Below are 12,692 nucleotides of genomic sequence, written 5' to 3'. Positions count from 1 at the left end.
ATTCAGGACAGTGCCTGCACCGCCACACCAGACCTTGATAATGAGGCCATTGCATCGTAATTCATCCGGAGAACCCCATGTCCACCCTCCCCCTGCAAGGCAAAACCGCCCTCGTCACCGGCTCCACCAGCGGCATCGGTCTGGGCATTGCCAAAAGCCTGGCCCGCCAGGGCGCGAACATCGTGCTGAACGGTTTTGGCGACTCGGCCGGCCCGCTGGCCGAGGTGCAGGCATTGGGTGTGCAGGCGATCCACCATGGCGCCGACATGAGCAAGCCGGCCGAGATCGCCGACATGATGACCCAGGCCGCAGCCCGCTTTGGCCGGGTCGACATCCTGGTCAACAACGCCGGCATCCAGCATGTGGCCAACGTGGAAGACTTCCCGGCCGAGAAGTGGGACGCCATCATCGCCATCAACCTCAGCAGCGCCTTCCACACCACCCGGCTGGCCATGCCCGCCATGAAGGCCGCCAACTGGGGCCGCATCATCAACGTGGCCTCGGCCCATGGCCTGGTGGCCTCGGCGCAGAAATCGGCCTATGTGGCGTCCAAACACGGCATCGTCGGTTTCACCAAGTCGGTGGCGCTGGAAACCGCCACCACCGGCGTCACCAGCAACGCCATCTGCCCGGGCTGGGTGCTGACCCCGCTGGTGCAAAAACAGGTCGACGCCCGCGCCGCCGCCAACGGCCAGACCAACGAAGAAGCCACCAAGGAGTTGCTGGGCGAAAAGCAGCCCTCGTTGCAGTTCACCACGCCCGAAGAACTGGGTGAGCTGGCGGTGTTCCTGTGTTCGCCGGCCGCCAACAACGTGCGCGGCGTGGCCTGGCAGGTCGACGGCGGCTGGACCGCGCAATAAGCCCCGTCCCCAGCCCGGTGATCCCGGGCGGCTTCACCCTGCTGCACGCCGACGCGGCCCTGCTGGTGCTGGACAAGCCGGCCGGCCTGCTGTCGGTGCCTGGCCGCGGCCCCGACAAACAGGACTGCCTGGCCAGCCGGGTGTTGGCCGCCCACCCCGAGGCGCTGGTGGTGCACCGGCTGGACATGGCCACCTCCGGCCTGTGGGTGATGGCGCGCAGGCCAGACGCCCAACGCGCACTGAACATTGCCTTTGCCAGCCAGGCGGTGCACAAGACCTACGAGGCGGTGGTGGCCGGCCAGCTGGCACCGCCCGACAGCGCCGACGGCTGGGGCGAGATTGACCTGCCCATGATGGCCGACTGGCCGAACCGCCCCATGCAGAAAATTGCCCGCGAGGGCAAACCCAGCCGCACCCGCTGGCGGCTGCTGGGCCACACGGCGGAGGGCCACAGCCGGCTGGCGTTGCAGCCGCTCACTGGCCGCACCCACCAGCTGCGGCTGCACCTGCAGGCCATCGGCCACCCCATCCTGGGCGATGCGCTCTACGGCACGCCGGCCAGCCAGGCGGCAGCGCCCCGGCTGCTGCTGCACGCCTGCGCGCTGCAATTGCCCCACCCCGACCATGGCGGCCCGCAGGCGTTTGCCAGCCCGCCACCGTTCTGAGACCATCACCGCATGGCCGATTCCTCCCCACTGCGCCGCCGCCTGCTCACCGCCCTGGTCTGTGCGCCCGCGGTTTGGACCGGCGTGCGGGCCCAGCCCACGCTGCCGCTGCAGCCGACGCCAGCGCAAACCGAGGGCCCGTTTTACCCGGTGACGCTGCCCGCCGACAGCGACGCCGACCTGCTGCACAACGGCGCGCTGCGCTACACCCAGGGCCAGCCGGTCTGGCTGGACGGTGTGGTCACCGACACCCAGGGGCGGCCGTTGCGCGGCGCACAGGTCGAAATCTGGCAATGCGACCAGGCCGGGCACTACCACCACCCTGGCGACGGCGGCCAGGCCGACCCGGCCTTCCAGGGCTTTGGCCGGGCCCTGGTGGACCGCGACGGCCGCTACCGCTTCCGCACGCTGCGCCCGGCCGCCTATGCCGGCCGCACGCCGCACATCCATGTGAAGGTGCGGCTGGGCCCGCGCAGCCTGCTGACCACCCAGCTCTACGTGGCCGGCGACCCCGGCAATGCCCGCGACTTTCTCTGGCGCAGCCTGTCAGAGCCGGAGCGCGCTGCGCTCACCCGCCCGTTCGTGGCCGGCAGCGACGGCCTGCGGGCCACACTGCCGCTGGTGGTGCGGGCCTGAACAGCGCCGCCCCCGTCACGCAGGTGGCAGCAGCCCCCCGGCCCGCTGGGCGACAATGTTTCGAGCCCGGAAGCGTTTCCGGCCCCCAACCGAGCAGGAGAGAACGATGAGTCGTGAAGTTGTTGTGGTCAGCGGTGTTCGCACCGCCATCGGTACCTTTGGTGGCAGCCTGAAAGACATCCCGCCCACCGAACTGGGTGCACTGGTGGTCCGCGAGTCGCTGGCCCGCGCCCAGGTCAGCGGTGAAGACGTCGGTCATGTGGTCTTCGGCCATGTGGTCAACACCGAGCCCAAGGACATGTATTTGTCGCGCGTGGCCGCGATCAACGGCGGCTGTGCCCAGAGCACGCCGGCCTACAACGTCAACCGGCTGTGTGGCTCCGGCCTGCAGGCCATCGTCAACGCCAGCCAGTCGATTCTGCTGGGCGACGCCGACATCGCCATCGGTGGCGGTGCCGAGAACATGAGCCGCGCGCCTTTTGCCAGCCTCAACATGCGCTGGGGCGCCCGCATGGGTGACACCAAGATGACCGACATGATGATCGGCGCGCTGCACGACCCCTTCCACACAATCCACATGGGCGTGACCGCCGAGAACATCGCCGGCAAATGGGGCATCAGCCGCGACGACCAGGACGCGCTGGCGCTGGAAAGCCACCACCGCGCCGAGCGCGCCACCGCCGCCGGCCTGTTCAAAGACCAGATCGTCCCGGTCATGCTCAAAAGCAAAAAGGGTGACACGCCTTACCTGACCGACGAGCATGTGCGCATCGGCGCCAAGGCCGAGGACTTCGCCAAGCTCAAGCCGGTGTTCGCCAAGGAAAACGGCACCGTGACCGCCGGCAATGCCTCTGGCATCAACGACGCCGCCGCCGCGGTGGTGCTGATGGAAGCGGGCACCGCCAAAGCCCGTGGCCTCAAGCCCATGGCCCGGCTGGTGGCCTATGCCCACGCCGGTGTGGACCCCAAGTACATGGGCATCGGCCCGGTGCCCGCCACCCAGGCCGCGCTGAAGAAGGCCGGTCTGACGGTGGCCGATCTGGACGTGATCGAGGCCAACGAGGCCTTTGCCGCCCAAGCCTGTGCGGTGACCCGCGACCTCGGTCTGGACCCGGCCAAGGTCAACCCCAACGGTTCGGGCATCTCGCTGGGCCACCCCATCGGTGCCACCGGCGCCATCATCACCGTGAAGGCGCTGTACGAACTGGAACGCATCCAGGGCCGCTACGCGCTGGTGACCATGTGCATCGGCGGTGGCCAAGGCATCGCGGCGATTTTCGAACGCCTGTAAGCCGGCGCACCGGACGCAAAAAAGCCCGCAGACTGCGGGCTTTTTTGTGGGCCTGGGCTGGGGACTCAATGGCCCTTGCCATGCTTGCCGTGCTTGCCGCCACCGTGGTCGTCGTCACGGTCACCACGGCCGCCACGGCCACGGTCGTCATCGCGGTAGCCCCGACCGTCACCCCGCTCCCACCAGCGGTTGCTCTGGTCGGCACGCACGAAGTACACCGGGCGGCCGCAGGCGTTGTAACGCGCGCAGTGTTTGCCCCAATGCTTGGCATGGCCCGGTGGCACATACAGGTACAGCGGCTCGGCCACGTAGGCGGGCCCACGCGAGATGACCACCGGCTGGGCGTAGAGCAGCGGCGGCGGCGGGTTGTTGCCGATCTGCACCTGGCCATAGACGCCGGGGGCGAAGACGCCGCCGACGGTGGCATTGATGTAGGCGTCGCCCGCCTGGGCGGGTGCAGCGGCCAGCGCGCCGAGGCCAATGGCGGCGGCAGCGATGAGTTGGATGGCGCGTGATTTCATGGTTTTGCTCCTGAGTCCTTGTATTTCATCCTGTTTAACGCCTCAGCCGGGCAAAGCACCGACAAAGATCCGGCCCAATTTGTAACAAGACCCCCGCATTCAGGCCAGCTTCAGGCCTGCTGATCCTGGAAGCCGCCGCGGCGGTAGGTCAGCACCAGGGTGTCGCGGTGGCCGCCAGCGGGGCTCAGCGGCTGGATGGGGGTGGACTCGTGGATCACCCGGGCGTCGTCCAGCAGCAGCGCCGACCAGGGCTCGGTCAGCGTGAAGCGCTGGCCGTTGGGCCCGTCGGCTTCAAAGACCCGGGTTTCACCGCCCTTGACCCCCTGCCGGTCGACCAGGAACACCGCCACATAGTCCACCCCGTCGCGGTGCGCACCCTCGGGCGTGGGCCGGCCGATGCCACCTTCGGTGTCGATGCGGAACTGGTGGGCCTCGACAAACCAGGTGCTGCGGCTGGCCGAGGCCTCGTCGAACACGCCGGCCAGGCCGCGCAACAGCCTCAGCCAGGCCGGCTGGGCACAGGTGGCGGCCCGCATGGGCTCGAACCAGCGGGCCATGCCGCCGTGCAAGGCGTTGTAGGCCACCGGTTGCCAGTGGGCACGGTGCGGCACGGTCTGGGCCGCGTCCACACTCACGGTGAAACAGGTGTGGCGGCGGCGGCGGTAACGGCCGCCGTCTTTCAGGTGGGCGTCGGGCGGCAGGTCGTCCCAGTCGCTGCGCAAGCCGTTCAGCGCCGGCAAGGCGTCCGGGCCACCGGCCAGCTGGGCCACGCCCTGCGGTGCCAGCACCGCGTAGCCACGGCCCTGCAGCGCGGGCAGCGCCTGCTCGGGCAGGTTGAACAAGGGAGTGAACGGGGCAGAAGGCATGCCCCAAGCTTAACCCGCCGCCCCGCTCGGGGCTGGCGCCCGCCCCAGCTCAGGGCTCGATCTTCACGCCCTTCCAGAAGGCCACCCTGCCGCGGATTTCCTCGGCCTCGGGCTTGGGGTCGGCGTAGTACCAGGCGGCGTCGGTGTTCAGCTCGCCATTGACCAGCAGCGAGTAGTAGCTGGCCTGGCCCTTCCAGGCGCAGGTGGTCTTGTGGTTGCTGAAGCTCACGTGCTCGCGGTTCAGTGCGCTCTCGGGAAAGTAGTGGTTGCCTTCCAGCACCACGGTGTCGTCGCTCTCGGCGATCACGGCGCCGTTCCAGGTGGCTTTCATTGCGGTGTCCTCGGCATGTTGGTGGCCCATTGTCGGGCCAAGCCCTTCAGGCCGCTTTGGCCAGCCGCAGGCCGGAGAACTGCCAGCGCGCCGCCGGCGGAAAGAAATTGCGGTAGCTGGGCCGGCTGTGGCCGGCCGGCGTGGCCTCGCTGCCGCCGCGCAGGACCTGCTGGCCAACCATGAACTTGCCGTTGTACTCGCCCACCGCGCCGGGGTGGGGCTGGAAGCCGGGGTAGGGGTCGTAGGACGAACGGGTCCATTGCCAGACCGCGCCGCTGAGCTGTCGCAGGCCGGGCGCGCGGGCCGCCACCTCCCATTCGAACTCGGTCGGCAGCCGGGCGCCGGCCCATTCGGCATAGGCACAGGCCTCGTAAAAACTGAGCTGCGCCACCGGCGCGGCCGGGTCCAGCGGCTGCAGGCCGTGCAGGCCAAACACCGTCCAGCCGTCGGCCGGCACGGCCATCGCGCCCGGCAGGCGCGGGTCGTCCGGGCTCAGCCAGTAGGCCGGCGCCTGCCAGCCCTGGGCCAACACCTGGGCCCAGCCGTCGGACAGCCACAGATCGGGCCGGCGGTAGCCACCGTCGGCCACAAAGGCCGCGTAGTCACCGCAGCTCACCAGGCGGTCGGCCATGGCAAACGGCGCCAGCAGCACCGCATGGGCCGGGCCCTCGTTGTCAAAGGCAAATCCCTCACCCCCATGGCCCACGCGGGCCTGGCCACCCGCATGCGCGACCCAGCCCAGCGGTGTGGGGCTGTGGCGCGGCGGCGGGCCGGACCGGTAGGCCGGCAGCAGCGGGTTGCACCACAGCAGGTGCAACAGGTCGGTCAGCATCAGCTCCTGGTGCTGCTGCTCGTGGTGCAGGCCCAGCACCACCAGCGGCTCGGCCACCCGCCACACCGCCTCGCTGCAGCCGGCCATGAAGGCGGTCATGGCCGCGTCCACATGGGCGCGGTAGGCGTGGATGTGGTCCAGCGGCGGCCGGGTCAGCAGACCACGCTGCGAACGCGGATGGCGCGGGCCCAGCGTCTCGTAGTAGCTGTTGAACAGGTAGAAGTAGCGGGCGTCGAAGGGCTGGTAGCCGGGCTGGTGGGGCTGCAGCAGCACCGCCTCGAAAAACCAGCTGGTGTGGGCCAGATGCCATTTGATCGGGCTGGCGTCGGGCATGGACTGCACACACTGGTCTTCGGCCGACAGCGGCGCAGCCCGCGCCAGGCTCTCGCGGCGCACCGCCTCAAAGTGCCGGGCCAGCCGCGCCCGCGCCTCCTGGGTGTCGGCAAGGGCATCGGGGGTCAGGACAGCGGTGGGCACAGGGCGACGGTCTCCGGATGGGTCAACAACAGCGCCAAAGAAAAATGCCAGGGCGCCCGCATGGGTCGAATGGCAGGCCAATTCATTACAGCACAGCCGCCCTCGCCGCGCGATGCCCTGCGCCACCTGGCCGCTGTCGCCTGGGCTACCGCCCCACCCCGCCCCCGGCGCTAACATGCGCGCCTCTTTGCCTTTCCAAGGAAACCCCATGACCGACCTCGTCAACTACCAGATCCGCCTGGCCGCCCGTCCGGTCGGCCTGCCCACTGCCGCCAACTGGCAGCACACCACCGAGCCCGTGCCCCAGCCCGGCGAAGGCGGTGTGCTGGTGAAAACGCTGGCCCTGTCGCTGGACCCGGCGATGCGCGGCTGGATGAACGAGGGCAAGAGCTACATCCCGCCGGTGGGCATTGGCGAGGTGATGCGGGCCGGTGGTGTGGGCGTGGTCGTGGCGTCCAAGAACCCCGCGTTCGCGGTGGGAGACACGGTGAGCGCCGGCCTGGGTGTGCAGGAATACGCGCTGTTTGCCGCCGACCAGATCCGCCGTGCCGGGCTGGTGAAGATCGACCTGCGCGCGGGCAGCCTGACGCAGTGGCTCAATGTGCTGGGCATGCCGGGCATGACCGGCTACTTCGGCCTGATGGACGTGGGCCAGCCGAAAGCCGGCGAGACCGTGGTGGTGTCGGGCGCGGCCGGCGCCGTGGGCCAGACCGTGGGCCAGCTGGCCAAGATCAAGGGCTGCCGGGTGGTGGGCATTGCCGGCGGCGCGGCCAAATGCGACTGGGTGGTGAACGAACTTGGCTTTGACGCCTGCATCGACTACAAGGCCGGCCCGAGCGCGGTGAAAGACGGCCTGAAAGCCCATTGCCCGGATGGCGTGGACATCTACTTCGACAACGTGGGCGGCGACATCCTCGACACGGTGCTGACCCGCATCAACCGCAAGGCCCGCATCATCATCTGCGGCGCCATCAGCCAGTACAACGCCACCAGCGCGGTGCAGGGGCCGAAGAACTACCTGAGCCTGCTGGTCAACCGCGCGCGGATGGAAGGCATCGTGGTGTTCGACTACGCCGACCGCTACCACCTCGCGGTGGCCGAGATGGCGGGCTACCTGAAAGACGGCCGGATGAAGAGCCGTGAGGACGTGGTGCCCGGCCTGGCCAACTTCCCCGACGCGCTGACCAAGCTCTTCACCGGCGAGAACTTCGGCAAGCTGGTGCTGCAGGTGGCCGAGGGCTGAGACCCCCGCACCCCATCACACCCCGCCGTGCGGGTGGGTGGGGTCCACCCACAACACGGTTTCCACCGCCTCGGCCGGCGTGATGTCGAGGTTGACGGCCACCGCCTCGCCGTCGCTGCGGCACAGCACACATTCCAGCGCCTCGGTGGGGCTGGCGTTGATCTCCTGGTGCGGCACATAGGGTGGCACGTAGATGAAGTCACCCGGCCCGGCCTCGGCGGTGAACTGCAGCCGGTCGCCCCAGCGCATGCGGGCCCGGCCCTTGATGACGTAGATCACGCTTTCCAGATGCCCGTGGTGGTGGGCGCCGGTCTTGGCGTTGGCGTGGATGGTCACCGTGCCGGCCCACAGCTTCTCGGCCCCGACACGGGCGAAGTTGATGGCCGCCTTGCGGTCCATGCCAGGCGTCTGCGCGGTGTTGCCGTCAAGCTGGTTGCCGGGCACCACGCGCACACCGTTGTGTTTCCAGGGCTCGTCGCCATGGTCATGCGAATGGGCGTGGTCGTGGGGGTCGTGTGAATGGGTCATGGTGGGCAGGGGCTCAATCGATCAAGGCAGCGTACACCAGGTTGCGGAAACGCTGGCGGTATTCGTCGCGCTGGTTGGGCGCCTGCACCAGCAGCAGGGCCCAGAGGTTTTGGACCGGATCGACGAAGAAGCTGGTGCCGGCAATGCCGCTCCAGTGGTACTGGCCCACCGAGCCGGGCACCGAGGCCAGGCCGGCGGTGGTGCGTACCGCCACACCCAGGCCAAAGCCATAACCCGGCGACAGCAGCGTGCCGTCCACCGGCAAATCACCCAGGTGGTCGGCCGTCATGAAGTCCACCGTGTGCGGGCTCAGCAGCCGCACGCCCTGGCGTTCGCCCCGTCCCAGCAGGCAGTCCAGAAAGCGGGCGTAGTCGGCCGCGGTGGACATCAGCCCGCCGCCACCGGCCTCCATGGCCGGCACCCGGCGCGGCTCCAGCACATGCATGGCCGGCAGGCCATCGGGGTCGCTGGCAAAGGGCTCGGCGATGCGGTGCTGCTGGTCGGGTGGCACGGCAAAACCGGTGTCCACCATGCCCAGCGGCGCGAAAATCTCGGTCTGCAAAAAGGCGCCCAGCGGCTGCCCACTGACCACCTCCACCAGCCGGCCCAGCACGTCGGTGGCGCGGCTGTACGCCCACACCGTGCCGGGCTCAAACTGCAGCGGCATGCGGGCCAGTTCGGCCGTGAAAGCGGCGTTGCTGCGCTCGCGCGAGGCGATGCGGCGCTGCCGGTACTGCTGCTGGACCCGGCTGTCGCCCAGAAACTCGTAGGTGAAGCCGGCGGTGTGGCGCAGCAGGTCCAGCACGGTGATGGCCTGGCGGGCCGGCTTCAGCACCGTGCCGGTGGGGCCGTCCACCGCCACCTGCATCGCGGCAAACTCGGGCAGCCATTTGGCCAGCGGGTCGCCCAGCAGCAGCTGGCCGCGCTCCATCAGCATCAGCGCCGCCACCGACACCACCGGCTTGGTCATGGAGTAGATGCGGAAGATGCTGTCGCGCGCCATGGGCAGGCCGCTGGCCGGGTCTTGCCGGCCCAGCGCCTCAAAGAAGGCCGGCTGGCCATGCCGCGCAATCGCCATCACCGCGCCCGGCAGGCGTTGCCGGTCGATTTCGGCCTGGAAGACCTGGCGCAGCCGGGCCAGGCGCTGTGGGCAAAAGCCCAGGTCGAGGGACACCAACCGGTCCATGGCTCAGTCCTGTGCGGCTTCGCGGTGGCGCTTGCGGGCCAGCGCCGCGCCCTTGGCCAGCGCATCCAGCTTCTTCATCGCCACCTCGCGGTCCATCGGCGCCAGGCCGCAGTTGGTGCAGGCAATCAGCCGGTGCTTGGGCACGTAGTGCAGCGCCAGCGCAATCGTGTCGGCCACCTGCTCGGGGGTTTCGATCACGTCGCTGGCGACGTCGATCACGCCCACCATCACATCCTTGCCGTCCAGCAGCTTCATCAGCTCGGGCGGCACATGGGAGTGGAAACATTCCAGGCTGACCTGCTGGATGCTGCTTTTGGCCAGCGCCGGAAAAATCAACTCGTACTGCCGCCACTCCTCGCCCAGCGTGTTCTTCCAGTCCAGGTTGGCCTGGATGCCGTAGCCGTAGCAGATGTGAACGGCGGTGGTGCAGGTCAGCCCCTGGGCCGCGCGCTCCAGCGCGGCCACGCCCCATTCGGCCGCCTCCTTCATGTAGACGTTGAAGGCCGGCTCGTCAAACTGCACGATATCCACGCCGTCGGCCTGCAGGGCCAGCGCCTCCTGGTTCAGCAGCTCGGCAAAGGCGAAAGCCATCTTCACGCGGTCGCCATAAAAGCGGTCGGCCACCGTGTCCACGATGGTCATGGGCCCGGGCAGGGTGAACTTGAGTTTGCGCCGGGTGTGGGCCCGCGCCAGCTGGGCCTCGAAGGCATGGACCCGGCCCTTGAGCTTCAGCGGCCCAACCACCTGCGGCACCATGGCCTTGTAGCGGTCGTTGCGGATGCCCATCTCCACCTTGTGCGCGAAGTCGATGCCGTCCACCTGCTCCAGAAAGCCATGCACAAAATGCTGGCGCGACTGCTCGCCGTCGCCCACGATGTCCAGGCCGGCGTCTTCCTGCGCCTTGAGCCACAGCAGCGTGGCGTCGGCCTTGGCCTCCAAGAGCGCCGCGCCCTCGGCTTTCCATTGCGGCCACAGCTTGTGGGTTTCAGCCAGCCAGCCTGGCTTGGGCAGGCTGCCAGCGATCGCGGTGTGGAACATGGTGTCTCCTGGAGTTTGAAATCCATTCTGGCAGTTTTTGCCGCGCTTGGTGCAGGGCCTGTGCCCCGGCCTGCCCGGGGCCGGTACGCCGCTGGAAAACCCCAGCGCGAAAAGTTGAAAACCATCCGGGGGCTGGGCCAACTGTCGTATAAGAACGGTCTTTGCACATTGACGGGAACACCATGGAGACAAACTTTTTCCGGCGGCCGACGCTGCGCGCAGGCGCTTCAGCCATGGGCTTGGCGCTGTCGGCGCTGGCGCCAACGGCCTGGGCCACCGACGCGATCTACGTGACCAACCAGGAGGCCGGCGTGTCGGTGCTGGACCCGGTCACCGGCGCCACGGTCAACAGCGTGGACCTCGCCGACGGCCCGCGCGGCATTGCCGTCACGCCGGACGGCAAACTGATCCTCACCGCCAACCAGAAAACCTCGGATCTGGCGGTCATCGACACCCAGACGCTGAAGGTGCTGCGCCGCATTCCCATCGGCAAGAACCCGGAGTTTTTGCGCATCCAGCCGGGCGGCAAGCTGGCCTTTGTGACCTACGAACCCAGTTCCGACGGCAAGCCACCGGCCCATGGCGGCAAGGACGATGACGACGATGATGACAAGCTGCCCGGCCATGTGGCCATCGTCGACCTGCAGAAGTGGAAGGTCGTCCGCTCGGTGGTGGGCGCGCCGGAAACCGAGGGCCTGGAGTTCATGCGCGACGGCAAGCACTTCGTCATCACCAACGAAGGCAACAGCACGCTCACGGTGCACAGCATCGCCACCGGCAAGCAGGTGCGCAAGATCGATCTGAAGCCCTATGGCAACCGCCCGCGTGGCATCAAGCTGTCGCCCGACGGCAAGACCTATGTGGTGACGATGGAGTTCTCGCACACCTTTCTGGTGCTGGACCAGAACTTCAAGCACCTGAAGACCGTGGCCACCGCCGAAGGGCCCTACGGCGTCGCCTTCGACAAGGCCGGCCAACGCATCGTAGTGGCCACCGGCCGCGGCGCCAAGGTCCAGGTGTTCGACGCCGGCAGCTACGCCACGCTGGCCGAGGTGCCGGTGGGCAAGCGCTGCTGGCACTTCACCTTCACGCCCGACGAAAGCAAGCTGCTGGTGGCCTGCGGCCGCTCGAACGACGTGGAGGTGATCGACACCACCACCTACAAGGTCACGCAGAACCTGCCGGGCTTCAAACTGCCCTGGGGCATCGTCAGCTGGCCCAAGGCCTCGGGCAGCCTGGACGCGCCCTGACCCCAGGGATCGCCCGGCCTGCGAAAGCGGGGGATGGCGGGGCGCGGCCGGTGGCTTGTCAGGCCGCTGACGAAGGACAACAATGTTCGACGCCAACACCGCCCCTGGAAGGAGTTCGCCATGTCACACGATCCCTTTGCCCAGCTCAAGGCTGTCCAGCGAGAAGGATGGTCGCTGTTCGCACCGCTCGAGGCCGTCACCACGGCAACGGCAGCGGAACTCGTCAGACATGCGCGCATCCGTGCCGGGCAGCATGTGCTGGATGTGGGTTGCGGCACCGGTGTGGGGGCGCTGACCGCCGCACGCGCGGGCGCGAAGGTCAGTGCACTCGACCTGTCTCCGGTGCTGATCGAGCACGGCAGGCGGCATGCGGCGCTGGCCGACGTCGAGATCGCATTCAGTGAGGGGGATGTCGAGGCCCTGCCCTTCGAGGACTCGACCTTCGATGTGGTGATCAGCCAGTTCGGCCACATGTTCGCGCCCCGGCCGGACGTCACCATCGCCGAGATGCTGCGTGTGCTCAAACCGGGCGGCACCGTGGCGTTTTCCACCTGGCCACCGGAACACTACGTGGGCCAGATGTTCGCGCTGGTCGGCCAATTCGTGCCCCCGCCGCCTGGCGCCGCGCCGCCGCCGCAATGGGGCGACCCCGGCATCGTGCGCCAGCGGCTCGGCGACGCCGTGACTGACATCGTGTTTGATCGCGCCGTCATGCTGTTTCCTGCGCTGAGTCCGCAGCACTACCGCAAAGGCATTGAGGAAACGCTCGGCCCGGTGGTGAAGCTGGTGGCATCCCTGAAGGACGAGCCGGCCAAGCTCGCGGCCTTCCGGGCGGAGCTGGACGGCTTCGTCGCACGTTACTTTGAGAACAACGTGGTGCGCCAGCACTACCTGATGACCCGGGCGACGAAAAAGTAAGCCGCCAACCAAGCCGACACGGGGCACCATGCCCGTCCCGACGGTCACCC

Annotated in this window: 14 protein-coding genes; 7 read left to right on the top strand and 7 right to left on the bottom strand. The window is 68.4% G+C overall.

Features of this window, described 5'->3' with window-relative positions:
- The first annotated feature begins 77 nt into the window (after positions 1-77).
- The 4 genes from AC4BAR_RS02755 (at position 78) to bktB (ending at position 3,452) form a co-directional block, all read left to right on the top strand.
- On the top strand, positions 78-860 hold the full coding sequence (locus tag AC4BAR_RS02755) for a 3-hydroxybutyrate dehydrogenase (RefSeq protein ID WP_490626283.1): 783 nt from the start codon (positions 78-80) through the stop codon (positions 858-860).
- Between the two features lie 17 nt (positions 861-877).
- Complete coding sequence (locus AC4BAR_RS02750; protein WP_490626282.1) at positions 878-1,525, top strand: RluA family pseudouridine synthase; 648 nt, start codon at positions 878-880, stop codon at positions 1,523-1,525.
- 12 nt (positions 1,526-1,537) lie between these two features.
- Complete coding sequence (locus tag AC4BAR_RS02745; protein WP_490626281.1) at positions 1,538-2,161, top strand: dioxygenase family protein; 624 nt, start codon at positions 1,538-1,540, stop codon at positions 2,159-2,161.
- 106 nt (positions 2,162-2,267) lie between these two features.
- On the top strand, positions 2,268-3,452 hold the full coding sequence (bktB, locus tag AC4BAR_RS02740) for a beta-ketothiolase BktB (protein WP_490626280.1): 1,185 nt from the start codon (positions 2,268-2,270) through the stop codon (positions 3,450-3,452).
- A 65-nt stretch (positions 3,453-3,517) separates the two neighbouring features.
- Here the strand turns inward: bktB and AC4BAR_RS02735 are convergent, their stop codons facing one another.
- From AC4BAR_RS02735 to egtB, 4 genes are all read right to left on the bottom strand, one after another.
- The gene (locus tag AC4BAR_RS02735; protein ID WP_490626279.1) at positions 3,518-3,973 is read right to left on the bottom strand and encodes a hypothetical protein; all 456 of its coding nucleotides are present in this window, start codon (positions 3,971-3,973) and stop codon (positions 3,518-3,520) included.
- Between the two features lie 110 nt (positions 3,974-4,083).
- The gene (locus AC4BAR_RS02730) at positions 4,084-4,839 is read right to left on the bottom strand and encodes a 2OG-Fe dioxygenase family protein (RefSeq protein WP_490626278.1); all 756 of its coding nucleotides are present in this window, start codon (positions 4,837-4,839) and stop codon (positions 4,084-4,086) included.
- 49 nt (positions 4,840-4,888) lie between these two features.
- A complete protein-coding gene (locus AC4BAR_RS02725; RefSeq protein WP_490626277.1) occupies positions 4,889-5,170 on the bottom strand; it encodes a DUF427 domain-containing protein in 282 nt (93 codons plus the stop codon).
- A gap of 46 nt (positions 5,171-5,216) precedes the next feature.
- The gene (gene egtB, locus AC4BAR_RS02720) at positions 5,217-6,479 is read right to left on the bottom strand and encodes an ergothioneine biosynthesis protein EgtB (RefSeq protein WP_490626276.1); all 1,263 of its coding nucleotides are present in this window, start codon (positions 6,477-6,479) and stop codon (positions 5,217-5,219) included.
- A gap of 208 nt (positions 6,480-6,687) precedes the next feature.
- Between egtB and AC4BAR_RS02715 the strand changes: the two genes are divergently transcribed.
- The gene (locus AC4BAR_RS02715) at positions 6,688-7,722 is read left to right on the top strand and encodes an NADP-dependent oxidoreductase (protein WP_490626275.1); all 1,035 of its coding nucleotides are present in this window, start codon (positions 6,688-6,690) and stop codon (positions 7,720-7,722) included.
- A gap of 15 nt (positions 7,723-7,737) precedes the next feature.
- Here AC4BAR_RS02715 and AC4BAR_RS02710 read toward each other — a convergent pair whose 3' ends face one another.
- The 3 genes from AC4BAR_RS02710 to AC4BAR_RS02700 are packed head-to-tail and all read right to left on the bottom strand — an operon-like array spanning position 7,738 to position 10,474.
- Positions 7,738-8,250 (bottom strand): cupin domain-containing protein, encoded by a 513-nt coding sequence (locus tag AC4BAR_RS02710; protein WP_490626274.1) that lies wholly within the window; start codon positions 8,248-8,250, stop codon positions 7,738-7,740.
- Between the two features lie 13 nt (positions 8,251-8,263).
- The gene (locus tag AC4BAR_RS02705; protein WP_490626273.1) at positions 8,264-9,436 is read right to left on the bottom strand and encodes a serine hydrolase domain-containing protein; all 1,173 of its coding nucleotides are present in this window, start codon (positions 9,434-9,436) and stop codon (positions 8,264-8,266) included.
- 3 nt (positions 9,437-9,439) lie between these two features.
- On the bottom strand, positions 9,440-10,474 hold the full coding sequence (locus tag AC4BAR_RS02700; protein ID WP_490626272.1) for a methionine synthase: 1,035 nt from the start codon (positions 10,472-10,474) through the stop codon (positions 9,440-9,442).
- Positions 10,475-10,656: 182 nt separating this feature from the next.
- On the opposite strand from AC4BAR_RS02700, the gene AC4BAR_RS02695 reads away from it, so the two are divergent.
- Positions 10,657-11,724 carry a beta-propeller fold lactonase family protein gene (locus AC4BAR_RS02695; RefSeq protein WP_490626271.1) on the top strand — a complete coding sequence of 356 codons (1,068 nt, stop codon included), beginning with the start codon at positions 10,657-10,659 and terminating at the stop codon, positions 11,722-11,724.
- A 120-nt stretch (positions 11,725-11,844) separates the two neighbouring features.
- On the top strand, positions 11,845-12,642 hold the full coding sequence (locus AC4BAR_RS02690; RefSeq protein ID WP_490626270.1) for a class I SAM-dependent methyltransferase: 798 nt from the start codon (positions 11,845-11,847) through the stop codon (positions 12,640-12,642).
- Positions 12,643-12,692 lie beyond the last annotated feature (50 nt).

This window comes from Rhodoferax sp. SPJ4, assembly GCF_058216275.1.
Note: the sequence above shows the minus strand (reverse complement) of the source record. Positions and strands in the feature narration are given on the sequence as shown.